At 71.4% G+C, this 26,309-nt stretch carries 26 protein-coding genes and 1 pseudogene; 11 read left to right on the top strand and 16 right to left on the bottom strand.

The features are described from left to right. Nucleotides 1-132 precede the first annotated feature (132 nt). The 3 genes from pknB to ACWGKT_RS07015 all read left to right on the top strand — a co-directional run bounded on the left by pknB (nucleotide 133) and on the right by ACWGKT_RS07015 (nucleotide 3,595). On the top strand, nucleotides 133-2,070 hold the full coding sequence (gene pknB, locus ACWGKT_RS07005) for a Stk1 family PASTA domain-containing Ser/Thr kinase (protein ID WP_453272802.1): 1,938 nt from the start codon (nucleotides 133-135) through the stop codon (nucleotides 2,068-2,070). Nucleotides 2,071-2,104: 34 nt separating this feature from the next. Beyond that, nucleotides 2,105-2,995: a deoxyribonuclease IV gene (locus ACWGKT_RS07010; protein ID WP_453272803.1), complete on the top strand. Its 891-nt coding sequence runs from the start codon at nucleotides 2,105-2,107 to the stop codon at nucleotides 2,993-2,995. 78 nt (nucleotides 2,996-3,073) lie between these two features. After that, nucleotides 3,074-3,595: a DUF4396 domain-containing protein gene (locus ACWGKT_RS07015; protein WP_453272804.1), complete on the top strand. Its 522-nt coding sequence runs from the start codon at nucleotides 3,074-3,076 to the stop codon at nucleotides 3,593-3,595. Nucleotides 3,596-3,629: 34 nt separating this feature from the next. Here the strand turns inward: ACWGKT_RS07015 and ACWGKT_RS07020 are convergent, their stop codons facing one another. Continuing rightward, on the bottom strand, nucleotides 3,630-4,271 hold the full coding sequence (locus ACWGKT_RS07020; RefSeq protein ID WP_453272805.1) for a sulfite oxidase-like oxidoreductase: 642 nt from the start codon (nucleotides 4,269-4,271) through the stop codon (nucleotides 3,630-3,632). 176 nt (nucleotides 4,272-4,447) lie between these two features. Between ACWGKT_RS07020 and bfr the strand changes: the two genes are divergently transcribed. Next, entirely contained in the window at nucleotides 4,448-4,927 is a 480-nt protein-coding gene (bfr, locus tag ACWGKT_RS07025) for a bacterioferritin (RefSeq protein WP_356140817.1), read from the top strand. Here the strand turns inward: bfr and ACWGKT_RS07030 are convergent. Together ACWGKT_RS07030 and ACWGKT_RS07035 are read right to left on the bottom strand one after the other, a co-directional pair. Next, nucleotides 4,924-5,163 (bottom strand): (2Fe-2S)-binding protein, encoded by a 240-nt coding sequence (locus ACWGKT_RS07030; RefSeq protein ID WP_356140819.1) that lies wholly within the window; start codon nucleotides 5,161-5,163, stop codon nucleotides 4,924-4,926. The two genes, bfr and ACWGKT_RS07030, sit on opposite strands and share 4 nt — an antisense overlap. 161 nt (nucleotides 5,164-5,324) lie before the next feature. After that, entirely contained in the window at nucleotides 5,325-6,677 is a 1,353-nt protein-coding gene (locus ACWGKT_RS07035; protein WP_356140821.1) for a class II 3-deoxy-7-phosphoheptulonate synthase, read from the bottom strand. Between the two features lie 96 nt (nucleotides 6,678-6,773). Between ACWGKT_RS07035 and ACWGKT_RS07040 the strand changes: the two genes are divergently transcribed. Then, on the top strand, nucleotides 6,774-6,830 hold the full coding sequence (locus ACWGKT_RS07040) for a trp operon leader peptide (protein ID WP_078912442.1): 57 nt from the start codon (nucleotides 6,774-6,776) through the stop codon (nucleotides 6,828-6,830). A 103-nt stretch (nucleotides 6,831-6,933) separates the two neighbouring features. After that, nucleotides 6,934-8,877 (top strand): anthranilate synthase family protein, encoded by a 1,944-nt coding sequence (locus ACWGKT_RS07045; protein WP_453272806.1) that lies wholly within the window; start codon nucleotides 6,934-6,936, stop codon nucleotides 8,875-8,877. A 29-nt stretch (nucleotides 8,878-8,906) separates the two neighbouring features. On the opposite strand, the gene ACWGKT_RS07050 is transcribed toward ACWGKT_RS07045, so the two are convergent. From ACWGKT_RS07050 to ACWGKT_RS07065, 4 genes are all read right to left on the bottom strand, one after another. Further along, nucleotides 8,907-9,935: a 6-phosphofructokinase gene (locus ACWGKT_RS07050; RefSeq protein ID WP_235454739.1), complete on the bottom strand. Its 1,029-nt coding sequence runs from the start codon at nucleotides 9,933-9,935 to the stop codon at nucleotides 8,907-8,909. 127 nt (nucleotides 9,936-10,062) lie between these two features. After that, a complete protein-coding gene (locus tag ACWGKT_RS07055) occupies nucleotides 10,063-10,740 on the bottom strand; it encodes a response regulator transcription factor (protein ID WP_356140825.1) in 678 nt (225 codons plus the stop codon). Next, the gene (gene macS / locus ACWGKT_RS07060) at nucleotides 10,737-11,963 is read right to left on the bottom strand and encodes a MacS family sensor histidine kinase (protein WP_453272807.1); all 1,227 of its coding nucleotides are present in this window, start codon (nucleotides 11,961-11,963) and stop codon (nucleotides 10,737-10,739) included. Before macS ends, ACWGKT_RS07055 begins: the two co-directional genes overlap by 4 nt. 171 nt (nucleotides 11,964-12,134) lie before the next feature. Continuing rightward, on the bottom strand, nucleotides 12,135-12,869 hold the full coding sequence (locus ACWGKT_RS07065) for a lysophospholipid acyltransferase family protein (protein ID WP_356140988.1): 735 nt from the start codon (nucleotides 12,867-12,869) through the stop codon (nucleotides 12,135-12,137). A gap of 149 nt (nucleotides 12,870-13,018) precedes the next feature. On the opposite strand from ACWGKT_RS07065, the gene ACWGKT_RS07070 reads away from it, so the two are divergent. Both ACWGKT_RS07070 and ACWGKT_RS07075 read left to right on the top strand, forming a co-directional pair. Beyond that, nucleotides 13,019-13,798, top strand: a complete 780-nt coding sequence (locus ACWGKT_RS07070; RefSeq protein WP_453272808.1) for an alpha/beta hydrolase — start codon at nucleotides 13,019-13,021, stop codon at nucleotides 13,796-13,798. Then, a complete protein-coding gene (locus ACWGKT_RS07075; protein ID WP_453272809.1) occupies nucleotides 13,791-14,429 on the top strand; it encodes a hypothetical protein in 639 nt (212 codons plus the stop codon). Before ACWGKT_RS07070 ends, ACWGKT_RS07075 begins: the two co-directional genes overlap by 8 nt. Nucleotides 14,430-14,474: 45 nt before the next feature. Here ACWGKT_RS07075 and ACWGKT_RS07080 read toward each other — a convergent pair whose 3' ends face one another. The 6 genes from ACWGKT_RS07080 to ACWGKT_RS07105 form a co-directional block, all read right to left on the bottom strand. Continuing rightward, the gene (locus ACWGKT_RS07080; RefSeq protein ID WP_453272810.1) at nucleotides 14,475-15,221 is read right to left on the bottom strand and encodes an endonuclease/exonuclease/phosphatase family protein; all 747 of its coding nucleotides are present in this window, start codon (nucleotides 15,219-15,221) and stop codon (nucleotides 14,475-14,477) included. A 127-nt stretch (nucleotides 15,222-15,348) separates the two neighbouring features. Further along, nucleotides 15,349-16,302: an ROK family glucokinase gene (locus ACWGKT_RS07085; RefSeq protein WP_356140834.1), complete on the bottom strand. Its 954-nt coding sequence runs from the start codon at nucleotides 16,300-16,302 to the stop codon at nucleotides 15,349-15,351. Between the two features lie 55 nt (nucleotides 16,303-16,357). Continuing rightward, on the bottom strand, nucleotides 16,358-16,849 hold the full coding sequence (locus ACWGKT_RS07090; RefSeq protein WP_453272811.1) for a DUF5304 domain-containing protein: 492 nt from the start codon (nucleotides 16,847-16,849) through the stop codon (nucleotides 16,358-16,360). 110 nt (nucleotides 16,850-16,959) lie between these two features. Further along, nucleotides 16,960-18,129, bottom strand: a complete 1,170-nt coding sequence (locus tag ACWGKT_RS07095) for an ArsA family ATPase (protein WP_453272812.1) — start codon at nucleotides 18,127-18,129, stop codon at nucleotides 16,960-16,962. 54 nt (nucleotides 18,130-18,183) lie between these two features. After that, the gene (locus ACWGKT_RS07100) at nucleotides 18,184-18,627 is read right to left on the bottom strand and encodes an SRPBCC family protein (protein ID WP_356140840.1); all 444 of its coding nucleotides are present in this window, start codon (nucleotides 18,625-18,627) and stop codon (nucleotides 18,184-18,186) included. A 125-nt stretch (nucleotides 18,628-18,752) separates the two neighbouring features. After that, nucleotides 18,753-19,550 (bottom strand): metallophosphoesterase family protein, encoded by a 798-nt coding sequence (locus ACWGKT_RS07105; RefSeq protein ID WP_235454749.1) that lies wholly within the window; start codon nucleotides 19,548-19,550, stop codon nucleotides 18,753-18,755. Nucleotides 19,551-19,866: 316 nt separating this feature from the next. On the opposite strand from ACWGKT_RS07105, the gene ACWGKT_RS07110 reads away from it, so the two are divergent. Then, nucleotides 19,867-21,663, top strand: a complete 1,797-nt coding sequence (locus ACWGKT_RS07110; RefSeq protein ID WP_453272813.1) for an AMP-dependent synthetase/ligase — start codon at nucleotides 19,867-19,869, stop codon at nucleotides 21,661-21,663. A 19-nt stretch (nucleotides 21,664-21,682) separates the two neighbouring features. Here ACWGKT_RS07110 and ACWGKT_RS07115 read toward each other — a convergent pair whose 3' ends face one another. After that, entirely contained in the window at nucleotides 21,683-23,320 is a 1,638-nt protein-coding gene (locus tag ACWGKT_RS07115; RefSeq protein ID WP_453272814.1) for a GMC oxidoreductase, read from the bottom strand. A 55-nt stretch (nucleotides 23,321-23,375) separates the two neighbouring features. Then, on the bottom strand, nucleotides 23,376-24,518 hold the full coding sequence (locus ACWGKT_RS07120) for a glycosyltransferase family 4 protein (RefSeq protein WP_453272815.1): 1,143 nt from the start codon (nucleotides 24,516-24,518) through the stop codon (nucleotides 23,376-23,378). A gap of 129 nt (nucleotides 24,519-24,647) precedes the next feature. Between ACWGKT_RS07120 and ACWGKT_RS07125 the strand changes: the two genes are divergently transcribed. Next, a complete protein-coding gene (locus ACWGKT_RS07125) occupies nucleotides 24,648-25,883 on the top strand; it encodes a glycosyltransferase 87 family protein (RefSeq protein WP_453272816.1) in 1,236 nt (411 codons plus the stop codon). Here the strand turns inward: ACWGKT_RS07125 and ACWGKT_RS07130 are convergent. After that, entirely contained in the window at nucleotides 25,844-26,086 is a 243-nt protein-coding gene (locus tag ACWGKT_RS07130; protein WP_453272895.1) for a hypothetical protein, read from the bottom strand. The two genes, ACWGKT_RS07125 and ACWGKT_RS07130, sit on opposite strands and share 40 nt — an antisense overlap. Here ACWGKT_RS07130 and ACWGKT_RS07135 point away from each other — a divergent pair. Beyond that, nucleotides 26,057-26,302, top strand: a pseudogene (locus ACWGKT_RS07135) (PadR family transcriptional regulator); the annotation flags it as partial. The gene ACWGKT_RS07130 and the pseudogene ACWGKT_RS07135 overlap by 30 nt on opposite strands. Nucleotides 26,303-26,309: the final 7 nt, after the last annotated feature.

Here is a 26,309-nt window from a genome sequence, read left to right on the forward strand (position 1 = left end):
GATCCAAACGAGAGGCCCCAGCGCCGCCTTCGGGTGGCTTCCCGTCGCGCAACAGTCACAGGTCTGCTGCATTCCGTCCCCCGTGCGGCGCAACGGGCGGGTGTGTCGGTCTCGGCTCGTACACTCACCTGCGTGGATACGACCCTTCAGGACCCGCTCGTCGGGCAGGTGCTCGACAGCCGTTACCGCGTCGACGCGAGGATCGCGGTCGGTGGCATGGCCACGGTCTACCGGGCCCTGGACACCCGCCTGGACCGGGTCCTCGCGCTGAAGGTGATGCACCCGACGCTGGCGGCCGACGGCTCCTTCGTCGAGCGGTTCATCCGGGAGGCGAAGTCCGTCGCCCGGCTGGCGCACCCCAATGTCGTGCAGGTCTTCGACCAGGGCACCGACGGGTCGTACGTGTATCTCGCCATGGAGTACATCGCCGGGTGCACCCTGCGCGACGTGCTGCGCGACCGCGGGGCGCTGCAGCCGCGGGCCGCGCTGGACATCCTGGAGCCGGTGCTCGCCGCGCTCGGCGCCGCGCACCGCGCCGGGTTCGTGCACCGGGACATGAAGCCCGAGAACGTCCTCATAGGGGACGACGGCCGGGTCAAGGTGGCCGACTTCGGGCTCGTGCGGTCCGTGGACACGGTGACCAGCACCACCGGTGCCGTGCTCGGGACCGTGTCGTATCTCGCGCCGGAGCAGATCGAGCACGGCACCGCCGACCCCCGGGTCGACGTGTACGCCTGCGGTGTCGTCCTGTACGAGATGCTGACCGGCGGGAAGCCGCACGCCGGGGACTCCCCGGCCCAGGTGCTCTACAAGCACATCCACGAGGACGTGCCGCCGCCCTCGGCCACCGTGCCGGGGCTGCCGTACGCGCTGGACGAGCTGGTCGCCGCGGCCACCGCGCGCACCCCGGACATCCGGCCGCAGGACGCCGTGGCGCTGCTCGCCCTGGTGCGGGAGGCCCGCGCGGGACTCAGCGACGCCCAGCTGGACGCCGTGCCGCCGCAGGCGATCTCCGCCGAGCACGACAGCGCCCAGGACCGGACGAGCGTGATCCCGCGCTCGCTGACCGTGCCCCGGCTGCTGCCGGTCAACCCGGTCGACGACCACGCGGGCGTGGAGGGCGCCGGGGTCGACCGGACCAGCCGGTTGGAGGCGCCGCCCGCCCCGCCGCGGCGGCTGTCGCGGCCCCGGCGCGGGCTCGTGACGGTGATCGCGGCCGTGCTGGTGGTCTTCGGGGTCGGCGCCGGTGTCTGGTACATCAACTCGGGCCAGTTCACCCGGGTTCCGCCGCTGCTGGCGAAGACCGAGGCGCAGGCGAAGGAGCGGCTGGAGAAGGACGGGCTCGACGTCAAGCGGGTCGAGCGCGAGTACAACGACACGGTCAAGCGCGGGACGGTCATCAGGACCGACCCGAAGGCCGGCGCCCGGATCCGCAGCAACGACTCCGTGACGCTCACCATCTCCCTCGGCCCCGAGATCGTGCGGGTCCCGGACCTGACGGGCCGACGGCTCGACAAGGCGCAGGACCTGCTGAAGAAGAACGCGCTGGAGCCGGGCATGGTGACCCGGGAGTTCAGCGACAGCGTCGACAAGGGCACGGTGATCCGTACCGAGCCCGGCGCCGGCACCAAGCGGCACGCGGGCTCGGCGATCGCGCTCGTCGTCAGCAAGGGCAGCCCGGTCGACGTCCCGGACGTCACCGGCGAGGACCTGGACAGCGCGCGGTCGGACCTCCAGGACGCCGGTCTCCAGGTGAAGATCGCCCCGCAGCGGGTCAACTCCGAGTACGACAAGGGGCAGGTCGCTCTGCAGACGCCCAAGGGCGACAGCGAGGCGGCCGAGGGCGACACGGTGACCCTGACGCTCTCCAAGGGCCCGGAGATGATCGAGGTTCCGGACGTGGTCGGCGACAGCGTCGACGACGCGAAGCGGACGCTTCAGGACGCCGGTTTCGAGGTCGATGTGGACCGCGGGCTGCTCGGGCTGTTCGGCGACACCGTGAAGAAGCAGTCGGTGGACGGCGGCGCCACGGCGCCCAAGGGGTCGACGATCACGATCACCATCCGGTGACCTCGGGCGGCGGCCCGCATGACACCCTGAACGGGTGAGCAGTCAGCAGTCCGGTGCCGCCCCCGGCCCTTCCCGCAATCCCGTCGGCGGCCATGTGCCGGTGGCCGGCGGACTCCACTCCGTGGGCCTGTCCTACGCCCGTGACCTCAAGGCCGAGACCGTGCAGGTCTTCGTCGCCAACCCGCGCGGCTGGGCCACCCCGGTCGGCAACCCTCGGCAGGACGAGGAGTTCCGGGCGGCGTGCGCGGCCGAGGGGATCCCGGCGTACGTGCACGCCCCCTACCTGATCAACTTCGGCTCGCACACCGCGGCGACCGTGGAGAAGTCGGTGGAGTCGCTCAGGCACTCGCTGCGGCGGGGCCGCGAGATCGGCGCCCTCGGTGTGGTCGTGCACACCGGGAGCGCGACGGGCGGGCGCGAGCGGTCGGTGGCGCTGAAGCAGGTGCGCGAGTACCTGCTGCCGCTGCTGGACGAGCTCACCCACGACGACGACCCGTTCCTGTTGCTGGAGTCGACCGCGGGCCAGGGGGCCTCGCTGTGCTCCCGCACCTGGGACTTCGGGCCGTACTTCGAGGCGTTGGACGCGCATCCCCGGCTGGGCGTGTGCCTGGACACCTGTCACATCTTCGCCGCCGGGCACGATCTGACCGGGCCGTCGGGCATGCACCGGACGCTGGACCTGCTCGTGGAGACGGTCGGCGAGGGGCGGCTGAAGCTGATCCACGCCAACGACTCCAAGGACGTGGTCGGCGCGCACAAGGACCGGCACGAGAACATCGGCGCCGGTCACATCGGTGAGGATCCCTTCCGCGCGCTGATGGCCCACCCCGCGACCGAGGGCGTACCGCTGATCATCGAGACGCCCGGGGGCAAGGAGGGGCACGCGGCGGACGTGGAGCGACTGAAGAAACTGCGCGATTCCTGATGCGCCGAGGAATACCCCTGGGGGGTATACGGTTCTTGTCCGGTGCAGGAACCGTCATCGGGCATTGGGGGACCTCTCATGCAACACGAAGCACATGAGACGCACACGGAACACGCTCTCCACCACGCTCACGAGGAGCACGCGCACCACGGCGCGGCCGGCTCCGCCTCCTGGTCCATGGCCGCGCAGGCCACGCTGCACTGCCTCACCGGCTGCGCCATCGGCGAGGTGCTCGGCATGGTGATCGGCACGGCGCTCGGCTGGGGCAACCTGCCGACGACCGTCCTGGCGATCGTGCTCGCGTTCTTCTTCGGCTACTCGCTGACACTGCGCGGCGTCCTGAAGGCGGGCGTCGACTTCCGCACCGCCTTCAGGGTCGCGCTGGCCGCGGACACCCTGTCCATCGCCGTGATGGAGCTGATCGACAACGGCGTGATCCTGTTCTGGCCGAACGCCATGGACGCCCAGCTGTCCGACCTGCTGTTCTGGGCCTCGCTGGCGATCTCGCTCGCGGTGGCCTTCGTGGTCACGACGCCGGTCAACAAGTGGACGATCGGCCGGGGCAAGGGCCATGCGGTGGTGCACCAGTACCACCACTGACCGCACCGACCGCCGCGGGCGGTCGGCCGGGACGTCAGAGCTCGGGGCCGTCCCCGGGCTCCTCCTGGTAGGAGTAGCGCTGTTCCTGCCAGGGGTCGCCGATGTTGTGGTAGCCGCGCTCCTCCCAGAAGCCGCGGCGGTCGGCGGTCATGTACTCGACGCCGCGGACCCACTTGGGGCCCTTCCAGGCGTACAGATGAGGCACCACGAGGCGGACCGGGAAGCCGTGCTCGGCGGTGAGGAGCTCACCGTCCTTGTGGGTGGCGAAGAGCGTGCGGTCGGCATCGAAGTCCGCCAGGCGCAGGTTCGAACTGAAGCCGTACTCGGCCCAGACCATCACATGGGTGACGTTCGGGGCGGGCGGAGCGCTCTCCAGGATGGTCCGGGCCGGGATGCCGCCCCATTCGGCGCCGAGCATGCTGAACTTCGTCACGCAGTGCAGATCGGCCACGACGGTGGTGTACGGCAGGGCCGTGAACTCCTCGTGGTTCCAGCAGTGCTTCTCGCCGTCGGCGGTGGCGCCGAAGACCCTGAACTCCCAGCGCTCGGGCCGGAACTTGGGCACCGGGCCGTAGTGAGTGACCGGCCAGCCCCGCTGCAGTCGCTGTCCCGGCGGAAGCACGGACGGTACGGCCTCTCCGGATTCTCCAGACGCGCGCTCCACCGGATGACCCATGACTCCATCCTGACAGACCCGGAGCAGTGCATCTGACCAGGCAGACTTTGAATCGGACAAGTCGCAACAACAAAGGACTTACTTACTAAGTACGCACTTACTGGACGATCTTCGGAGCCGGTGCAATCATTCCGCCGCAACCTCCCCATTCCTCCCAGGCGGAAGGAGCCTCTGCGATGCAGGGCGACCCCGAGGTCATCGAATTCCTCAACGAGCAGCTCACCGGTGAGCTCACCGCGATCAACCAGTACTTCCTGCACGCGAAGATGCAGGACAACTTCGGCTGGTACAAGCTCGCGAAGTACACGCGGCACGAGTCGTTCGACGAGATGAAGCACGCCGAGGTGCTGACCGACCGGATCCTGTTCCTGGAGGGGCTGCCCAACTACCAGCGGCTGTTCCATGTGCGGGTGGGACAGACCGTGAAGGAGATGTTCGAGGCGGACCGCGAGATCGAGCTGGAGGCGATCGACCGGCTCAAGCGCGGTATCAAGGTGATGCGCGAGAAGGGCGACATCACGTCCGCGAACATCTTCGAGTCGATCCTGGCCGACGAGGAGCACCACATCGACTACCTCGACACCCAGCTGGACCTGCTGGAGAAGCTCGGCGAGGCGCTCTATCTGGCCCAGCTGATCGAACAGCCGGAGAGCTAGGCGGCCTCTTCGAGGTCCGCCGACGGGAGGTCGGAGAGGACCGGCCTGCCCTGGTCGGCCAGCTCACGGCGGGGGCAGGTGCCGCGGCCGAGGATCGACTGGATGCGCCGCACGCACGAGCCGCAGTCCGTGCCGGCCTTGGAGGCGGAGGCGATCTGGCGGGGGGTGCAGGCCCCGTCCTCCGCGTGCTTCTTGACCTGCGCCTCTGTCACGCCGAAGCAGCTGCAGACGTACACGCGGATTCACCTCCCGACGGGATCGATCAGTCTTGCCCATCCCGATTGATCGGTGAGGCTAACCTAACCTTACCCATCCCACGGGAACGGCAAAAGAGGAGTGGGGCGCGGATCGTATGTGATCCCCGCCCCACTTCAGCTTCTGTCGACAGGCGAACCCGTCACTGGTCCCGGTACATCTCCGCGACCAGGAACGCCAGGTCGAGGGACTGGCTGCGGTTCAGACGCGGGTCGCAGGCCGTCTCGTAGCGCTGGTGCAGGTCGTCGACGAAGATCTCGTCGCCGCCGCCCACGCACTCGGTGACGTCGTCACCGGTGAGCTCGACGTGGATGCCGCCCGGGTGGGTGCCCAGCCCCTTGTGGACCTCGAAGAAGCCCTTGACCTCGTCGAGCACGTCGTCGAAGCGACGGGTCTTGTGCCCGGAGGCCGCCTCGAAGGTGTTGCCGTGCATCGGGTCGGTCACCCAGGCCACCGTCGCGCCGGACGCCGTGACCTTCTCGACCAGCTCGGGGAGCTTGTCGCGGATCTTGTCGGCGCCCATGCGGACGATGAAGGTCAGCCGGCCCGGCTCGCGCTCGGGGTCGAGGCGGTCGATGTAGCGCAGCGCCTCCTCGGCCGTCGTGGACGGGCCGAGCTTGATGCCGAGCGGGTTGCGGATCTTCGAGGCGAACTCGATGTGCGCGTGGTCCAGCTGCCGGGTGCGCTCACCGACCCACACCATGTGCGCCGAGACGTCGTACAGCCGGCCCGTGCGGGAGTCGGTCCTGGTCAGGGCGGACTCGTAGTCGAGCAGCAGCGCCTCGTGCGAGGAGAAGAACTCGACGGTCTTGAACTCCTCCGGGTCCGCGCCGCAGGCGTGCATGAAGTTCAGCGCGTTGTCGATCTCGCGCGCGAGCTGCTCGTAGCGCTGGCCCGACGGGGAGGACCGGACGAAGTCCTGGTTCCAGGCGTGCACCTGGCGCAGGTCGGCGTAGCCACCGGTGGTGAAGGCGCGCACCAGGTTCAGCGTCGACGCGGACGCGTGGTACATCCGCTTCAGCCGCTCGGGGTCCGGGATCCGGCTCGCCTCGGTGAAGTCGAAGCCGTTGACGGAGTCGCCGCGGTACACCGGGAGGGTGACGCCGTCGCGGGTCTCGGTCGGCTTGGAGCGCGGCTTGGAGTACTGGCCGGCGATGCGGCCGACCTTCACCACGGGCACGGACGCGGCGTACGTGAGCACGGCGCCCATCTGGAGCAGGGTCTTGAGCTTGTTGCGGATGTGGTCGGCGGACACCGCGTCGAAGGCCTCGGCGCAGTCACCCCCCTGGAGGAGGAACGCCTCTCCCTTGGCGACGGCCGCCATCCGGGCGCGCAGCTGGTCGCACTCGCCCGCGAAGACGAGCGGCGGATACGACTCCAGCTCCGCAACGACTGCGCGCAGAGCCTCGGCGTCGGGGTACTCGGGCTGCTGCGCCGCGGGCAGGTTTCGCCAGGTGTTGCCAGCGCTCGCGCTGGTCTTAGCGTTCACGGTCACGTCATCAACATTACGGGGTGCCGTGCCGGCTTCCTGCCGATGCCCAGCAAATGAGACACCGAGTACGCACTGCGGACATGCGGTAGGGTGCCTGGCATGTTCGCGCTTTCGACCCAGAACTGGTGGTGGACCGCTCATCCGGCGGCCCACTGACTGCGCGTACGCAAGACTTCGCGAAGGCCGCCCGAGGGGCGGCCTTCGGCGTTTTCCGGGGTCGTTCCTCTCCGTCAAGAAGACCGAGAAGGATCACCGACCCATGAACCTGATGGACCTGCTGCACGACCCACGCCCCTTCGCCCTGCTCCGCCGCCGCACCCCGGGCCGTGACGAGAACACCGTGGAGGTGTTCCTGGGCCCGGTCACCACGCACGAGCGGCTGGCCGACCTGCCCGACGAGGGCCTCGCGCTCGTTCCCTTCCGGCAGATCCGCGAACGCGGCTTCGACGTCCGTGACGACGGGACACCGCTGGCGGTGCTGATCCCCCAGGAGACCCACACCCTGTCCCTGGCCGACGCCCTGGCGCAGCTGCCCGCGCACGACGTGCGGGTCGAGGGCGGTGGCTTCGACGTGGGCGACGAGGAGTACGGCGAGATCGTCGGCCGCGTGCTGCGCGACGAGATCGGGCGGGGCGAGGGCGCGAACTTCGTGATCCGTCGGACGTACGAGGGTGAGATCCCCGGGTTCGGCCGGGCGGACGCCCTCGCGCTGTTCCGGCGGCTGCTGGAGGGCGAGCGGGGCGCGTACTGGACCTTCGTCGTCCACACCGGAAATGGAAAGGGGCCCGAAGGGCCTTCCGTGGAAGGGCGGGGGCGGGAGACGGGTGGGCGGACGCTGGTCGGGGCGAGCCCGGAGGTGCACGTGCGGATGTCCGGCGGCACGGTCGTGATGAACCCGATCAGCGGCACGTACCGCTACCCGGACGGCGGCCCGACCCCCGAGCACCTGCTGGGCTTCCTCGCCGACGGCAAGGAGATCGAGGAGCTGTCGATGGTGGTCGACGAGGAGCTCAAGATGATGTGCACGGTCGGCGACATGGGCGGGGTGGTGATCGGCCCGCGGCTGAAGGAGATGGCGCACCTCGCGCACACCGAGTACGAGCTGCGCGGCAAGTCCTCCCTGGACGTGCGGGAGGTCCTGAAGGAGACCATGTTCGCCGCCACGGTGACCGGCTCGCCGGTGCAGAACGCCTGCCGGGTCATCGAGCGGCACGAAGTCGGGGGCCGCGGCTACTACGCGGGCGCGCTGGCCCTCATCGGCCGTGACTCCGGCGGCGCCCAGACCCTCGACTCCCCCATCCTGATCCGTACCGCCGACATCGACGCGGCCGGGCGGCTGCGCGTGCCGGTCGGCGCCACCCTGGTCCGGGGGTCGGATCCGGTGGGCGAGGTGGCGGAGACGCACGCCAAGGCGGCGGGCGTGCTCGCGGCGCTGGGCGTACGGCCCTCCCGGCCCCGTGGGGAGCACACCCGCCCCCGGCTGGCCGACGACCCGCGGGTGCGGGCGGCGCTGGACGGACGCCGGGCCTCGCTCGCCCCGTTCTGGCTGCGGATGCAGGAGCGGTCCGAGGCCCTGGACGGCCACGCGCTCGTCGTCGACGGGGAGGACACCTTCACGGCGATGCTCGCGCACGTGCTGCGGTCGAGCGGACTGGGGGTGACCGTCCGGCGCTACGACGAGCCGGGGCTGCGCGCGGCGGTGCTCGGGCACGAGGGCCCGGTCGTCCTGGGCCCCGGCCCCGGTGACCCGTCCGACCTGGCCGATCCCAAGATGCGGCTCCTGCGGGAGCTGACCGCCGAGGTGATCAGGGGGCACCGGTACGGCGTCCTCGGCGTCTGCCTCGGGCACGAGCTGATCGCGGCCGAGCTGGGGCTGGAGATCGTACGCAAGGAGGTGCCGTACCAGGGGGCGCAGACGTCGGTCGATCTGTTCGGGCGGGCCGAGACCGTCGGCTTCTACAACAGCTTCGTGGCGCGCTGCGACGAGGAGGTCTTCCGGGAGCTGGCGGCGCACGGCGTGGAGGTCGGCCGTGCCGCGAACGGGGAGGTGCACGCGCTGCGGGGTCCCGGGTTCGCCGGGGTGCAGTTCCACCCGGAGTCGGTGCTGACCCTGAACGGGGCGGTGATCGTGCGGGAGTTGATCGGCCGGCTGCGCGGGGCGGGCACAGCGCCGGACGGACCGGGTTTCGCCGACCGGCGCTGAGCGGCGGGCCCTGGATCGGCCGGCCCGGTTCAGCCGAAGAACACGCCGACTTCCTCGTACAGCTTCGGGTCCACGGTCTTCAGCTTGGCCGTGGCCTCGGCGATCGGGACGCGGACGATGTCGGTGCCGCGCAGGGCGACCATCTTGCCGAAGTCGCCGTCGCGGACGGCGTCGATGGCGTGCAGGCCGAAGCGGGTGGCGAGCCAGCGGTCGAAGGCGCTCGGGGTGCCGCCGCGCTGGATGTGCCCGAGGACGGTGGTCCGGGCCTCCTTGCCGGTGCGCTTCTCGATCTCCTTGGCCAGCCACTCGCCGACACCGGACAGGCGCACATGTCCGAAGGAGTCCAGCGACCCGTCCTTGAGCACGACGTCGCCGTCCTTCGGCATGGCGCCCTCGGCGACGACCACGATCGGGGCGTAGGACGCCTTGAAGCGGGAGGTGATCCAGGCGCAGACCTGGTCGAGGTCGAAGCGCTGCTCGGGGATGAGGATGACGTTGGCGCCGCCCGCGAGCCCGGAGTGCAGGGCGATCCAGCCGGCGTGCCGGCCCATCACCTCGCAGACCAGGACCCGCATGTGGGACTCGGCGGTGGTGTGCAGCCGGTCGATGGCCTCGGTGGCGATACCGACGGCGGTGTCGAAGCCGAAGGTGTAGTCGGTGGCGGACAGGTCGTTGTCGATGGTCTTCGGTACGCCGACGCACGGCATGCCGTACTCGTCGGACAGCCGCGCGGCAACGCCCAGGGTGTCCTCGCCGCCGATCGCGACGAGTGCCCCGATCTCGTGCTTGGCGAGGTTCTCCTTGATGCGGCGGATGCCGTCCTCCTGCTTCAGCGGGTTCGTCCGCGAGGAGCCGAGGATGGTGCCGCCGCGGGGCAGGATGCCGCGCACGGCCGGGATGTCGAGGCGGACGGTGTCGCCTTCGAGGGGTCCCCGCCAGCCGTCCCGGAAGCCGACGAAGTCATAGCCGTACTCCTGTACGCCCTTGCGTACGACGCCCCGGATGACGGCGTTGAGCCCGGGGCAGTCGCCGCCTCCGGTCAGTACTCCGACCCGCATGGAAAAGTCCCTTCGCCGCGGTTGCCTGATGAAGGTCACGCTAATGGTGATCCCGGTCACACAGGGATGGGCGGGAAGGGCAATTCCGGTGAAATGCGGGGCGGTTGGTTGACGGTCGCGACGGGCTCTACGCGTCGTCGAGGCCGCGCTCGATGGCGTACCGCACGAGTTCCACCCGGTTGTGCAACTGGAGCTTGCCGAGGGTGTTCTGGACGTGGTTCTGGACCGTGCGGTGCGAGATGACCAGACGTTCGGCGATCTGCTTGTAGCTCAACCCCTTGGCGACCAGCCGCAGTACCTCGGTCTCGCGGTCGGTCAGCCGGGGCGCGTCCGGCTCGCCCGCGTCCGTGGCGGGCGCGGGCTCGGAGGCCAGCCGGCGGTACTCGCCGAGGACCAGACCGGCGAGGCCGGGCGTGAACACCGGGTCGCCGACGGCCGTCCGGCGCACCGCGTCCAGGAGTTCCTCCGTCGAGGCGGACTTGAGCAGATACCCGGTCGCGCCCGACTTCACCGCCTCCAGCACGTCGGCGTGCTCGCCGCTCGCCGACAGCACCAGGACGCGCAGCGCCGGGTTGGCGCCGACCAGTTCCTTGCACACCTGCACGCCGGGCTTGGCCGGCAGGTTGAGGTCCAGGACCAGGACGTCCGGCGCGGCCGCCTTGGCGCGGCGCACCGCCTGCTCGCCGTCCCCGGCGGTGGCGACCACCTCGAAGCCGGACTCGGTCAGGTCCCGGGCGACCGCGTCCCGCCACATGGGGTGGTCGTCGACCACCATGACCCTGATCGGGTCCCGTCGCTCACTCATCGCTGCTCCGCCTTCCCCCGCGTCTTCGTCGCGTCCTTCGGTACCTTCAGTTCGACCTCCGTGCCCTGCCCCGGCACCGAGATCAGTTCGGCGCTGCCGCCCAGGTCGCGCAGCCGTCCCCGGATCGACTGGGCCACCCCGAGCCGTCCCTCGCCCTCGGCCTGGGCGAGCCGGCCCTCCGGGATGCCGGGGCCGTCGTCCCGGACGGTCACCACGATCTCGTCCGGCTCGTCCTCGACCAGGATCCAGGCCCGGGCGCCCTCCCCCGCGTGCCGGCGGACGTTGTCCAGTGCGGCGCCGACGGCGGCGGCCAGCTCCCGCGCGGCGGCGGACGGCAGTGGCACCGGGGCGCCCGGCTCGGCGAGGCTGACCCGGGCACCGACGTACGGGACGAGCAGGGTGCGCAGGTCGACCGGGCCGGTGGGATCGTCGGGCTCCTCCACGGCCCGTACGACCGCCCCCTCGGACGCGTCCTCCGACATGCGCGGCACGGGCAGCAGACCGCCGGAGACGAGCGCGCGCAGCGCCACCTCCTGCTCCCCCGCCATGCGGCCCAGCTCGGCCGCCTCGCCGCCGATGACCGCGCCGCGCCGCTGCACCATCGCCAGCACCTGCAGCACGCTGTCGTGGATGTCGCGGGCGAGCCGCTCCCGCTCCCGGGTCGCGGCCTCGATCTCCAGGGCGCGGGCGAGGGTGCGCTCGGAGGCCCGGGCGACCTCCACGACGTACCCGATGGCGATGGAGGCGACCCAGACCAGGATCACGTTGTGGACGGTGTCGCGGGCCGGGTGGCCGCGCTCGATCAGGTTGGCGGCGGCGACGGGCGTGGAGGCGAGCGCGGCCCAGCGCCAGCCGCCCTTGAGGGCGAAGGCGAGGACCGAGCCGGCCGTCCATATCGACGGCAGGGTGGGGCCGCCGCGGGAGATGTGGTGGTCGGTGACGGCCCACGGGGTGAGGACGATGCCGGTGAGCGCGATCGCCAGGTCGACGGCGAGGAAGCGCTTGGTGCAGGCCACCGCGTTCTGCACCCGGGGCAGCGTGGCGAGCGTCCAGACGCACAGGACGGCGTAGTAGACGATGCAGACGACGGGGCGGTCGTACTCGTGGTAGGCGGAGGCGAACAGGCCGACCGCGTACAGCATCGTCAGGACCCGGTAGGCGGTGAGCGCACGCCACAGCGGCAGCTCGACCGACATCCTCATGACCTTCTCGCGCTTCGGCATTCCCCCCGCACCCCCCATTTTTGGCTCGTTCACCTCCGGGGCGCTCCAGCCGGTGTCGAGGGCGCAACCGTGCTCAGCCCTTCGGGCCTCCGCGCGCTCGCGCCCTCGACACCGGCGCGCCCCTACGGCTCACTCGCGCCGGTCCCGGACCTCCCTGCCCGGGACTCCTGTCTAGGACTCGGCCTTCTTCTTCTCCGCCTTCTCGGCCTCCTTGGAGGCCTTCGCCGCGTCCGCGATCTGCCGCTTGGCGGCGGTCGCGTAGATGTCGACGTACTCCTGCCCGGACAGCTTCATGATCTCGTACATGACCTCGTCGGTCACCGCGCGCAGCACGAAGCGGTCGTGCTCCATGCCCTGGTAGCGGGTGAAGTCCATCGGCTTGCCGATGCGGATGCCGGGCCGCATCAGCTTCGGGACGACCTTGCCGGGCGGCTGGATCTTCTCCGTGTCGATCATCGCGACCGGGATGACCGGAGCGCCGGTGGCGAGGGCCACGCGCGCGAGGCCGCCGGGCTTGCCCCGGTACAGGCGGCCGTCGGGCGAGCGGGTGCCCTCCGGGTAGATGCCGAACAGCTCTCCGCGCTCCAGGACCTCTATGCCGCTCTTGATCGCCGCCTCGCCCGCGCCGCGGGCGCCGGAACGGTCCACCGGGAGCTGGCCGACGCCCTTGAAGAAGGCCGCCGTCAGCCGGCCCTTCACGCCGGGCGTCGTGAAGTACTCCGCCTTCGCGATGAAGGTGACCTTGCGGTCGAGGACCGCCGGCAGGAAGAACGAGTCCGAGAAGGAGAGGTGATTGCTCGCCAGGATGGCGGCGCCCTCGGCGGGAATGTTCTCCAGGCCTTCCACCCAGGGTCTGAAGGCGACCTTCAGCGGTCCCCCGATGGCGACCTTCATCGTGCCGTACAACAACCGAGTGCCTCCTGTTTCCGTCGGTCAGACCTTAACCCGGAGTGCGGGCAATGGGACCGACGGCCCTGGTCGGTGTCAGTGCGGTCGCGTACGGTGAAGCACATCTGGTGTCGTTCACGCCCCACTCATGGACAGGAGACCGAAAAGTGCCGGTTCTCCCCGGAGCCGAGCCGTACCGCCACGAGGGCGGGGAGGTGGGTGTTCTCCTCTGTCATGGCTTCACCGGCTCGCCGCAGTCGCTGCGCCCCTGGGCGAAGCATCATGCCGCGCACGGGCTGACGGTGTCGCTGCCGCTGCTGCCCGGGCACGGCACGCGCTGGGAGGACATGCAGCTCACGGGCTGGCAGGACTGGTACGCGGAGGTGGACCGCGAGCTGCGCCTGCTGAGCGAGCGCTGCGCGCGGGTGTTCGTGGCGGGCCTGTCGGCGGGCGGGGCACTGGCCCTGCGGCTGGCGGCGAAGCACGGTGCGGCCGTCGACGGCGTGGTGCTCGTCAATCCGGCGAACAAGGTGCACGGCTTCGCCGCGTACGCCCTGCCGGTGGCCCGGCACCTGGTGCGTACGACGAAGGGCATCGCCAGCGACATCGCGAAGGGGGGCGCCGCACTGGTGGGCTACGACCGGGTGCCGCTGCACGCCGTCCACTCGCTGCGGTCCTTCTTCCGCATGCTGGACGGTGAGCTGCCGCAGGTGACCCAGCCGCTGCTGCTCCTGCACAGCGCGCAGGACCATGTGGTGCCGCCCGCCGACTCGGTCCGCATCCTGAGCCGGGTGTCTTCCACGGACGTAACGGAGGTCGTGCTGGAACAGAGTTACCACGTGGCGACGTTGGACCATGACGCGGACCGGATCTTCGAGGAGAGCCTCGCCTTCATCGGCCGGCTCGCACCCAGTGTCGGCAAGGAAGGGACGGCCGCAGTTGGCTGAGCACGACTCCGACCGCGAGGATCGCGAGCCGGACGAGAAGGGTGTGCCCTTCGACGAGGAGGCCGCTTGGGCGGCGATCGTCGCCGGGTACGGCGCGGAGCCGCCGGACCCGCCGGGCGCCCGGCCGTACAGGCCGGTCGAGGATCTCGTGCTGCCCGAAACGGACACGACCGAGGACGGCGCGGACGCCAAGGGCGCCACGGACGACAAGGGCGCCACGGACGGCAAGGACGCCCCGGACGGCAAGGACGCCGCGGACGGCAAGGACCCCAAGGGGGAGCCCGCCGGGCCGCTGGGCAGCTCCGTGTCCTTCGCGCCCGGCGTGGGCCCGCGCGACTACACGGCGCCGGAGCCGTCCGACGACGACTTCGACGAGGACGACGAGGGCCACTTCGTGCCGCCCGAGCCGCCGCCGCTGCCCGCCGCCGACACGACCGCCAAGTTCGCCTGGCTGGGCGTGGTGGGCGGTCCGATCCTGCTCCTGCTGGCCGTGCTGCTCGGCTGGGACATGACGTGGTGGCTGGCGACGCTCGGCATCGGCGGCTTCCTCGGCGGTTTCGTCACGCTGGTCACGCGCATGAAGACGGACGACGACGGGGACGACGATCCGGGGCGGGGCGCGGTCGTCTGAGCGAGGCGGCCGGCCGGCGCCGCGGGCATGCGGCGTCCTACGGCCTCACGCCGCGGGAATTCTGAGGGCGGCCAGGACCGGGAGGTGGTCCGTGGCCGCCCTCAGGTCTGTCTCGGTGATGCCGGGGTGATCGAGCGGGACCCCGCAGCCCAGGACCTCTACGCCCTTCGTCGCGAAGATCGCGTCGATGCGCTGGCGGGGTTCGGCGGGGGTGGAGGTGTATTCGCCGCCCCAGGGGGCGGCGGCCCGGCAGTCCTGGAGGCCCTCGGCAAGGCGCCGGAAGGTGGGGCCGTCGGGGCGCTCGTTGAGGTCGCCGCCGACGACGGCGTGCTCCGCGTGCATTCCGGCCAGCCGGTCGAGGAGCATGCCGGCCTGCTCGTGGCGCTCGTCCTTCTGCAGGCTGAGATGACAGCTGAGGACGCCGAGGCGGGCGCCGGCGATGCGGACGACGGCGGTGGCGAAGCCGCGTCGGTGCAGGCCGGGGGTGAGCGGGAGAAGGACGTCCTCGGTCCGCTCCACGGTCGCCCGCAGGGAGCACAGGATCGCCGGTCCGGCCGCGGTGGCGCCGCCGGTCAGGAGGACCTGGCCCGAGGCCGCCGCGAGCCGGGCGAGCTTCTTGCGCCAGCGGAAGAAGCGGGGGGCCTCCTGGATCAGGACCAGGTCGGGGGCGCAGGCGGTGATCACGCGGGCGAGGGCGGTGGTGTCGTCGCGCATCGAGCGGATGTTGTAGCTGAGGACGCGGACGACTGCGGAACCGTCGGGCTCCGTGCGGGAGTTGGGGAGCAGCGCCATGTGGATCAATGTACGCCCAGTAGCTCGGGGCGCGAGGTGTGTGCGCGACTGACGGTTCGTCGTGGCTTGTCGCGCAGTTCCCCGCGCCCCTGAGGTAGGCACAGTCAGCGTGTGTCGAAAAGTGGTGCTACATGATCGGGTCCGGCTCCCGGGCCAGGTCTGCCGCTCCGACCAAGCCCGCCTTGTTGCCCAGTTCGGCGGCGATCACATCGGCGACCGGGCGCCAGTTGCCGCCGACCAGCCAGCGCTTGTACGACTTGCGGATGGGGTCGAGGACCAGTTCGCCCTCTTCGGAGAGGCCGCCGCCGACGATGAACGCGGAGGGGTCGAAGAGGGAGGCCAGGTCGGCGAGGCCGGCGCCGGCCCAGCGGGCGAGCTCACGGTAGGAGTCCACGGCGACCGGGTCGCCCTGGCGGGCGGCCATGGAGATGTGCTTGCCCTCGATGCCCTCGGGGGTGCCGTCGCCGAGGCCGAGCAGGATCTCGGCGGACTCGGGGGTGGCGTTGGCGCGCTGCTTGGCGTATCTGACCAGGGCGCGGCCGGACGCGTACTGCTCCCAGCAGCCCTGCGAGCCGCAGCCGCACAGCAGGCCGTCCGGGACCATCCGGATGTGGCCGAACTCGGCGGCCACGCCGAAGTGGCCGCGGCGCAGCTTGTTGCCGATGATGATGCCGCCGCCGAGGCCGGTGCCGAGCGTGATGCAGATGACGTTGCGGTGGCCCTTGCCGGCGCCGAACTTGTACTCGCCCCACGCGGCCGCGTTGGCGTCGTTCTCCACGACGACCGGGAGGCCGACGCGGGCCTCGACCTTCGCCTTGAGCGGCTCCTGGCGCCAGTCGATGTTGGGGGCGAAGTAGACGGTGGAGCGCTGCCGGTTCACGTATCCGGCCGCACCGATGCCCACGCCGACGATGTCGTGCCCGGCGCGCGCGCCCTCCACCGCGGAGGCGATGGCGTCCACGATGCCCTCCGGCGTGCCCGGGGTCGGCACCTTGAAGGTCGAGAGGATGTTGCCTTCCTCATCGACCACGCCGGCCGCGATCTTCGTGCCGCCGATGTCGACGCCGATGGTGAGTCCCATGAATCCCTCAGTTTCGGTCGAGCCCCGCTACGGCCAACCGTACCCGAGGGGGCTGTCAGTCCAAGTCGATGTGTTCGCCGGGGCCGGTGCCCTCGCCCCGGTCCTTGCCGTGGTTCCCGTCGTCCTTCAGGTCCGTCGGGCCGGAGGCCCAGCGGCGTTCCTGGTTCTGGACCGCCGAGCGGTAGGCCGCCAGCAGTTCGTTGCCGGCCGCCGCGAGATGGTCGAAGACGTCCGGGTTGCGCTCTATGACGGGCTCGACGGCGGCCTTGGCCTGCTGCACGACCTGCCGCACCACCTGCTGGGCGGCGGGCCCGGCGACCGCCCCGAGGAGCGGGTTCTGGAGGCCGGACAGCTTGTCGGCGACGGCGTCGACGAGTTTGCGCAGTTCCTCCGCGGCCGAGCCCGGGGGCGTCCCGTACTCGGCACGGCGGCGAGACCGCTCGGCCTCCAGGTCCTCGGCACAGGCCTTGGCCCAGGCGTCCTCGTCGGTCACCCGCACGTCGTCGTCCGCCGCGGTGGCGTCAGGTGTGGGGTGCTCTTCACTCATGACGGACTCCTGACTACGGTTCGTCTCTACGACGTTACCCGAATGGGCGTACGTGGTTCACCGCCCGCGGAGCGGACTCCCTCGTCCCTCCGGCGCGGGGCGAGGTGGAATCACTTCTCCCGCGGCCACAGCTCGGGGTCGGGGGCGAAGCGGATGCGCAGTTCGCCGTCCCGCAGCGCGGCGCCCGCGACGGTGCAGCGGCGCAGGGCGGACGGCAGCGGGACGATCCGGCGGAACCGGCCGGCCGTGAGGACGAGCTCGTCCGTGCGCCGGACGAGGTCGAGTTCGTCGCGTATCGCGCCGGGCAGCGGGAGGTGCCAGACGAGCACGCCGTCCTCGGCGATCCGGTCGGTGACCGGCCACTCGACCGGGGTGGCCGCCGGGTTGACGCCGGGCACGGCGAGGGCGGCGAGGTCGTCGCCGCCGTGCGGATCGCGGCCGAGGTGGGCGACCGCGTGGACGTCGTACGTCTCCTGCCAGTCGGCGAGGGCCTTGCGCTGCTGGGCGACGAGCGAGGCGAGCCAGCCGTCCGCGGCGCTCTCGGGCAGGACGCGGTTGGCGACCAGGCTCTCGGGGCGCAGGCCGCGCACGGCGAGGCCGAGGCCGGCGGTGCGGACGGCGTCGGCGCCGGCCGGGCCGGGTTCGGCGACGAGGTGCACGGCGGTGCGGCGATCGGTGAGGACGGCCTCCACGGCGGCCAGTTCGAGGTCCCAGCGGGCCGCCGTCTCGTAGAGCCACTCGGCGGGCATCGGGACGCCGGCGAGACGGCCGAGGACGGGACGCAGGGCGCGGGCCGCCTGCCGTTCCGGCGGGAGCAGCCGGCGCAGATAGCGGCGCAGCTCCTCCGGGAGGGCGAGCAGGGCGAGGGCCTGCGCGGTGGGCGGGAGGTCGACGACCAGGAGGTCGTAGCGCTCGGAGAGGGCGGCGTCGCGCAGGGCCCGCAGGAAGGACAGTTCCTCGGCCCCGGGCAGCGGGGTGACCTCCTCGGCGTCCAGGCGCGCGGCGCCGAGCAGGTCGAGGACGCCGGAGGCGCGTTCCTGGAAGGCGGCGAGGTCGTCGCGGAACCGTTCGGTCGCGTCCGGGCGCCAGGCCGTCAGGCGCGGGGCGACCGGGCCGGGAACCGGTCCAGTCGCCGCGCCCAGCGCCGCCCCGAGGGTGTCCGTGCGGTCCGCGCTGAGCACGAGGGTCTCGCTGCCCTCGCGCGCGGCCCGCAGCGCGGTGGCAGCGGCAACGGTCGTACGTCCGGATCCGCCGGGGCCCGTGATCAGGATGGTGCGCATGAGGGTGAACGGTACCTTCGCGCGGAAGGCCCGGACGCCGCCCCGCTTCTCGCCCTACTTCTCGCCCGACTCCACGCGCTTCTTCAGGCCCGCCAGCGCGCGGTCGATGATGACCTTCTCGGCCTTGCGCTTGATCATGCCGAGCATGGGGATCTTGACGTCGACGGTGAGCTGGTAGGTCACCTCGGTGGCGCCGGCGCCCGCGGGCCTGAGGAGGTAGGAGCCGTCCAGGGAGCGCAGCATCTGGGACTTCACCAGGGTCCAGGAGACCTCGTTCTGCCCGGTCCAGGTGTAGCCGAGGGTCTGGTCGTCCTTGATGGCGCCGGCGTCCATGACGAGGCGGACCTGCTCGGCGCGGCCCTGGTCGTCGGTCTTGAGGACCTCGGCCTCCTTCACCTCGCCGGTCCAGTCCGGGTAGCGGGCGAAGTCGGCGATCACCGCCATGACGTCGGCCGGAGCCGCCTCGATCGTGATGCTCGAACTGGTGTGTTCCGCCATCGCCGTGGCTCCTCCAGATGCGGGCCGTTAGTCAGGTCGCCGTGCGCGGCGTGCGCACGTGTGTGCAGCGTGAAGGCTACCGCGCGCCCGACCAGCCGCATTCACCCCGTCCACGCATGGGGCGTTCACCATTCCAGCGCCCAGGGTGTACCCGTCCCGGCGAAGTGCCCCACGTTCACGCACTCGGTCGCCCCGATCCGCATCCGCCGCACCAGCGGCTGGTGGACATGCCCGAAGAGCGAGTAGCGGGGCCGGGTGCGGCGGATGGCGTCCAGCAGGGCGCGGCTGCCGCGTTCGAAGCGGCGCGCGACCGTGTCGTAGACCAGCTCCGGCACCTCCGGCGGTATGTGCGTGCACAGCACGTCGACCTCGCCGATTGCCTCGATCTTCGCGGCGTACTCCTCGTCGCTGATCTCGTACGGCGTCCGCATCGGGCTCTTCAGCCCGCCGCCGACGAAGCCGAAGGTCCAGCCGCCTATCTCCACCCGCTCACCGTCCAGGACGGTGGTGCCCGGCGCGGCGTATTCCCGCCACAGTGGCGGCATGTCGACATTGCCGTAGGTGGCGTACGTCGGGGCCGGGAACGCGGCGAACATCTCGGCGTACTGCTTGCGCACCGCCCCCTCGATCGCGGCGGCCCGGTCGTTGCCGATGCCCGCCCACAGCCGGGCCCCGAACGCGCGCGCCTCCTCGTAGCGGCGGGCGGTGCGCAGCTCCACGATGCGGTCGGCGTTCGCCGTCCCGAACAGGTCCGGGAAGATGCCGCGCGAGTGGTCGGCATAGTCCAGGAAGAGGACCAGGTCACCCAGGCAGATCAGGGCGTCGGCGCCGTCGCCGGCCCGGGCCAGGTCACGGGCGTTGCCGTGCACATCACTGACCACATGGACGCGTGTCCTGCGGTTGCCGACGGGTGTAGGTGCCATGGTGATCAAGGGTAGGGGTGTGCGGGCCAGGTGAACAGTGGCGACCGGACCTGCGGTTACTGGCCAGTCAGGAAGGGCGTGGACTACCGTACGCCAAGGAACACCAACCTGTGTGACGCAGCGAACATCTCGCCGGGACCCCCTGTCGAAGAAGCCATACCGGCGGGTAACGTCCGGGCAGTCCCATCGTGCTCTGGAATTCAACCAACGAGCCCGCGTGGCTCGTGGCGGACTTTCGAGCACGAGCCCGAGCCGTGGACCGCACCGTCGCATCGCACAACGTCGTGGCGCCGGCGCCCTATGAGGAGCAGCAGACTTGCGCGAGTTCAGCCTTCCGGCTTTGTACGAGGTCCCTGCGGACGGCAATCTGACCGACATCGTCCGCAGAAACGCCGCGCAGCATCCCGACGTCGCCGTCATCGCCCGCAAGGTGGACGGTGCCTGGCAGGACGTGGCGGCGACCGTCTTCCTCGCCGAGGTGCGAGCCGCCGCCAAGGGCCTCATCGCCTCCGGCGTGCGACCCGGCGACCGGGTCGCGCTGATGTCCCGCACCCGCTACGAGTGGACGCTGCTGGACTTCGCGATCTGGAGCGCCGGCGCGGTCACCGTGCCGGTGTACGAGACCAGCTCCCCGGAGCAGGTGCAGTGGATCCTCGGCGACTCGGGCGCGACCGCCGCGCTCGTGGAGCTGGACAGCCACGCGGCCGCCGTCGAGTCGGTGCGCGACCGGCTGCCCACGCTCAAGAACGTCTGGCAGATCGAGGCCGGAGGGCTGGCGGAGCTCGGACGGCTCGGTCAGGACGTCGCGGACGCGACGGTCGAGGAGCGCAGCTCGCTGGCGAAGGCCGACGACCCGGCGACCATCGTGTACACGAGCGGCACCACCGGCCGCCCCAAGGGCTGTGTGCTCACCCACCGCGCCTTCTTCGCCGAGTGCGGCAACATCGTCGAGCGGCTGCGCCCGCTGTTCCGCACCGGCGAGTGCTCGGTCCTGCTGTTCCTGCCGCTGGCGCACGTCTTCGGCCGCCTGGTGCAGGTCGCGCCGATGATGGCGCCGATCAAGCTGGGCTGCGTCCCGGACATCAAGAACCTCACCGACGAGCTGGCCGCGTTCCGGCCGACGCTGATCCTGGGCGTCCCGCGCGTCTTCGAGAAGGTCTACAACTCGGCCCGCGCCAAGGCCCAGGCGGACGGCAAGGGCAAGATCTTCGACAAGGCCGCCGACACGGCGATCGCCTACAGCAAGGCGCTGGACACCCCGTCGGGTCCGTCCCTCGGCCTGCGGATCAAGCACAAGACGTTCGACAAGCTCGTCTACAGCAAGCTGCGCGCGGTGCTCGGCGGCCGGGGCGAGTACGCCATCTCCGGCGGCGCCCCGCTGGGCGAGCGCCTGGGCCACTTCTTCCGGGGCATCGGCTTCACGGTCCTGGAGGGCTACGGTCTGACCGAGTCCTGCGCGGCGACCGCGTTCAACCCCTGGGACCGACAGAAGATCGGCACGGTCGGCCAGCCGCTGCCGGGCTCGGTGGTGCGGATCGCGGACGACGGCGAGGTGCTGCTGCACGGCGAGCACCTGTTCAAGGAGTACTGGAACAACCCGGGCGCGAGTGCGGAGGCGCTCGCCGACGGCTGGTTCCACACCGGTGACATCGGCACCCTCGACGAGGACGGCTATCTCAGGATCACCGGCCGCAAGAAGGAGATCATCGTCACCGCGGGCGGCAAGAACGTCGCCCCGGCCGTGATCGAGGACCGTATCCGGGCGCACGCGCTGGTCGCGGAGTGCATGGTGGTGGGCGACGGGCGGCCGTTCGTGGGCGCGCTGGTCACCGTCGACGAGGAGTTCCTGGACCGCTGGGCCGCCGAGCACGGCAAGCCCACGGGCTCCACCGCGGCGTCGCTGCGTGACGACCCGGATCTGATCGCGGCGATCCAGACGGCGGTCGACGACGGCAACGCCGCGGTGTCGAAGGCGGAATCGGTGCGGAAGTTCCGCATTCTGTCCTCCCAGTTCACGGAGGAGTCGGGCCACCTCACGCCGTCCCTGAAGCTCAAGCGCACCGTGGTGGCGAAGGACTACGCGGCCGAGATCGAGGCGCTCTACCAGAAGTAGGGCGACCCCTGACGGCGCGTCATGGCGCGGTGTCCTCGACGAGGACCCGCGCCATCGTGCGTTCGGCGAGCGCGGTGATGGTGACGAACGGGTTCACCCCGATCGAGCCGGGCACCAGCGAGCCGTCGGTGACGTACAGCTTCGAGTAGCCCTTCACCCTCCCGTAGTCGTCGGTCGCCCTGCCCAGCACGCAGCCGCCCAGGGGGTGGTACGTGAAGTCGTCGGCGAATATCTTGCTCGTCGAGCCGAACAGGTCGTACCGGTAGATCGTGGCGTTGGCGAAGTTGATCCGGTCGAACAGCTTCTTGGCCATGCCGACCGAGACCGCGCTCTGCGCCGCCGTCCAGCCGAGCTTCACCGAGCCCGAGGCCGCGTCGTAGGTGAACGACGCCCGTTCCGGGTTCTTGGTGATCGCCAGGTAGAGGCTGACCCAGTGCTCGAAGCCCATGGGCAGCGGGGCGATCTCCGCGAAGACCGGGTTGGCGGTGTTGGCCCAGTCGTCGATGCCGAGCACCGGCATGGTCGCCTGGTTGGCGCCGACCGTGTCCCAGACGTGGTTGGCGCGCCCCAGCATGGTGTTGCCGTTGGTGCCCCAGCCGGCGCCCACGGAGGCGTTCAGGTCGGGCAGGGTGCCGGTGTCCCGGGCGCGGACGAGGAGTTCGGTGGTGCCCAGGCTGCCGCCGCCGAGGAACAGGTACGTGCAGCCGTACTGCTTGGTCTCGACGACCTTGCCGGTGTTGTCGATCCGGTCGGCGGTCAGGACGTACGTCCCGTCGCTCGCCCGGCTGACGGCGCGCACCTTCTCCAGCGTGTGGATGGTGACGTTGCCGGTGCCGAGCGCGGCGGCGAGGTACGTCTTGTCGAGGCTGCGCTTGCCGTAGTTGTTGCCGTAGATGACCTCCCCGCCGAGCGCCGACCGGGTGGCGGTGCCGGCCGCCTCGCGCTGCATGTAGCCGAAGTCGTAGACGTTCGGCACGAAGGTGGTCTTCAGGCCCGCGTTGCCGGCGGCCTTGCGTGAGGTGCGGGCGAACTTGTACCACTCGGTCGACTCGAACCAGGACGGATCGACGGTGTTCACGCCGAGCATGGAGCGGGCGCGGGGGAAGTACGTGCCGTACATCTCCGGGGCGTCCACGGTCGGGAACTGCTCGGTGAAGTACGACTGGAGCGGGGTGACCGCCATCCCGCCGTTGACCAGGGAGCCGCCGCCGACACCCCGCCCGACGTACACGGACATGTCGGCGTAGTGCACGCGGTCGAGCACGCCGGGGTAGGCGCCGATGTCCTTGTTGACGAGGTCCAGCCACAGGAAGGTGGCCAGCGGTGCCTCGGTGCGCGTCCGGAACCACATGGAGCGCTGGTCCGGGGCGCTGGTGGAGCAGAAGACCTTGCCGTCGGAGCCGGCGGTGTTCCAGAGCCGGCCCATCTCCAGGACGAGGGTGCGGATGCCGGCCTGGCCGAGGCGGAGGGCGGCGACCGCGCCGCCGTAGCCCGAACCCACCACGATGGCGGGGGCGTTGTCGGTGGCGGCCGGTTCGGCGGCCTGCGCGGACTGGAGGCCGATGCGGGTGAGACCGGCCGCGGCGGCGGTCTGCAGGGCGACCATGCCGAGGATGTGACGTCTAGTCAGCTGACGCTGCATCAGTTTTGCTGTCATGTGCGCAGCATGGGCGGATTTTCTCCTTCCGCCTAGAGCCGCGCGACAGCAATGTCTACAGCAGCGCCTTCAACTTCTCCGCCAGCAGATCCCAGCGCCACTTCTCCTCGACCCACTGCCGTCCCCGCTCGCCCATCCGGCGGCGCAGCTCGGCGTCCCCGAGGAGGGTGACGATGCGGTCGGCGGCGTCCCCCGGCGAGCCGCCGCGGACGACCCATCCGGTCTCGCCGTCGAGCACCGCGTCGGGTGCCCCGCCGGAGTCGCCGGCGACGACGGGCAGCCCGGTGGCGGAGGCCTCCAGGTAGACGATCCCCAGCCCCTCGACGTCGAGGCCGCCGCGCCGGGTCCGGCAGGGCATGGCGAAGACGTCCCCGGCGCCGTAGTGGGCGGGCAGCTCCGACCAGGGGACGGCGCCGGTGAAGCGCACGGAGGCGGCGACCCCGGTCTCCCGCGCCAGTCGGCGCAGGTCCTTCTCGTAGGGCCCGCCGCCGACGATCAGCAGCACCGCGTCCGGCTCCTTGGCCAGGATGAGCGGCATGGCCCGGATCAGCGTGTCCTGGCCCTTGCGCGGCACGAGCCGGGAGACGCACACGACGACCGGCCGCTCGGTCAGCCCGAGCCGCTCGCGCACCTCGGCGCCGCCCGACTCCGGGTGGAAGGTCTTCTCGTCCACGCCGGGCGGCAGCTGCACCATGCGGGCGGCCGCCTGCGGGGTCAGCGCGGTGGCGATCCGCGAGCGCGTGTACTCGCCGAGATAGGTGATCGTGTCCGTGGACTCCCCGATCCGGCGCAGCAGCTGCCGCGCGGCGGGCAGCTGGGCCCACCCGGCCTCGTGCCCGTGGGTGGTGGCCACCAGCCGCTCGGCGCCGGCCCTGCGCAGAGCCGGCGCCATCAGCCCGAGCGGCGCGGCCGCCCCGAACCACACCGACGTGCAGCCGTGCTCGCGCAGCAGCCCGACCGCCCGCCGGGTCTTCTCGGGCGCGGGCAGCAGCATCGTCGTCCGGTCCCGTACGACCGTGAAGGGCTGCTCGGCGTCGAACGCGGCCGTGGCCTCGACGCCCTCCCGGCTCCGCTTCCAGGTGGAGGCGTAGACGACCAGCCGGTCCGGGTCCAGCCGCAGCGCCATGTTGTGCAGGAACGCCTGGATGCCGCCCGGCCGGGGCGGGAAGTCGTTGGTCACGATCAGGGTCTTGTGCATCGTCGCCGACCCTACCCAACCCGGGTGACCGACCGCTCGGGGGAGCCGTCGGCCGCGCCTCACGGGCCTCGCACAGGTGCGCGGGGGATCATGTGGCCGCACCCAGGCGGACCGACGACAGGGGATCAGGTGGCGAGAGCGGGCGCGGCACGGTCCCTGGTCCTGCCGCTGGTGGTCTGGGCGGCCGCCCGGACGGTCCTGCTGCTCTACGTCCTGCGGGTGTTCGTCTTCCCGGGCGTGGACGTCACGACCGACGTCTGGGTGATCTACCAGGGCTGGTACGAGACGCTCCGCCAGGGCACCTTCCCCCTGGACGACGTCACCTGGCAGTACCCGCCGGCCGCCGCGCTCGCGATCCTCTCCCCCGCCCTGCTGCCCTTCCTCGACTACGCCATCGCCTTCTTCGTCCTGACCCTCCTCGCCGACCTGGCCGTGCTGTGCGCGCTGCTGTCCGCGGGTCGGCGCCCCGGCCGCAGCCCGCACGGCGCCTGGGTGTGGATCGTGGGCGTCCCGCTGCTCGGCCCGACCGTGTACGCCCGCTACGACGTGCTGGTGACCGCGGTGGCGGTGGCCGCGCTGCTCGCGGGGGCCCGGCACCCGCGGGTGATGGGGGCGCTGGCGGGCTTCGGGGCGATGGTGAAGGTGTGGCCGGCGCTGCTGCTCGTGGGGGTCGTGCGGCGAGGGGCGTGGTCCGCGGCGGCGGTGACCGCGGGCGCGCTTGCCGCGCTGTTCGCCACCGCCATGCCCGGGGCCTTCGCCTTCCTCGCCTTCCAGCGCGACCGGGGCACCGAGGTGGAGTCGGTGGGCGCGCTGGTCTTCCACGTGGCCCGGCACTTCGGCTGGAGCGGCGAGGTGCTGCTCAACTACGGCTCGGTGGAGTTCCTCGGCCCGTACGTGAGCGCGGTGAGCACGGCCGCCCTCGCGCTCGCCGGCGCGGCCCTCGGCTGGCTGCTGCTGTGGCGGCTGCGGGCGACCCGCTTCGAGCCGCACACGCTCGCGGACGCGGCCTTCACGGCGGTGCTGCTGTTCACGGTCACCAGCCGGGTGATCAGCCCCCAGTACCTGGTGTGGCTGATCGGTCTGGCCGGTGTCTGCCTGTGCCACCGGGAGAGCCGGATGCGCCCGCCCGCCCTCCTGCTGCTCGCCGCGGCCCTCGTCACGGTCCTGGAGTTCCCGGCGGGCTTCGCGCACGTCGTGTCCAGCGACGTGTACGGCGTCGGCCTCCTCGCCCTGCGCAACGGCCTGCTGGCCGTCGCCGGCGTCCTGGCGGCCCGGCGGCTGTGGCGCTCCACCGGCTCCGGGGCTCCGGTGATCCCCGTGCCGCCTCAGGCCGCCCGTACGAAGGAGAGCCCGGTCTCCTCCTGACGCCGGGCCCGCCGCCGCAGCACCGCTACGGCCGCGCACTGCACCGCCGCCGCGAGCGCCGGCGCGAGGCAGATCCCCGGCAGGCCGAGCGCGGACAGGACGTACGCGAGCGGCAGCTGGACGGCCGTGCCGAGCAAGGTGACGCGCAGCGGCGCCGGTGCTCCCCCACTGCCTTCAACACGGTGCCGGCCTTCCTGCGGCACCTGCCGGACCGGACGGAGCAGGCCGCCCTGCTGCGCCGCCGCCTGGACTTCCTGGAGACCCCGGCGAGCTTCTTCTACCGGGACGGACGGCCCGTACGGGCCGAGGAGGCCGGGGACCTGTTCCGGCAGGGCATGCTGCGGGTCGCGCGGGCGACGGGCGCGGCGGAGCGGGCGTGGCTGCGCGAGGCGATCGAGGAACTCTCCCGGTCCCGTTGAGCCCGCG

This window comes from Streptomyces sp. NPDC054794, assembly GCF_053611585.1.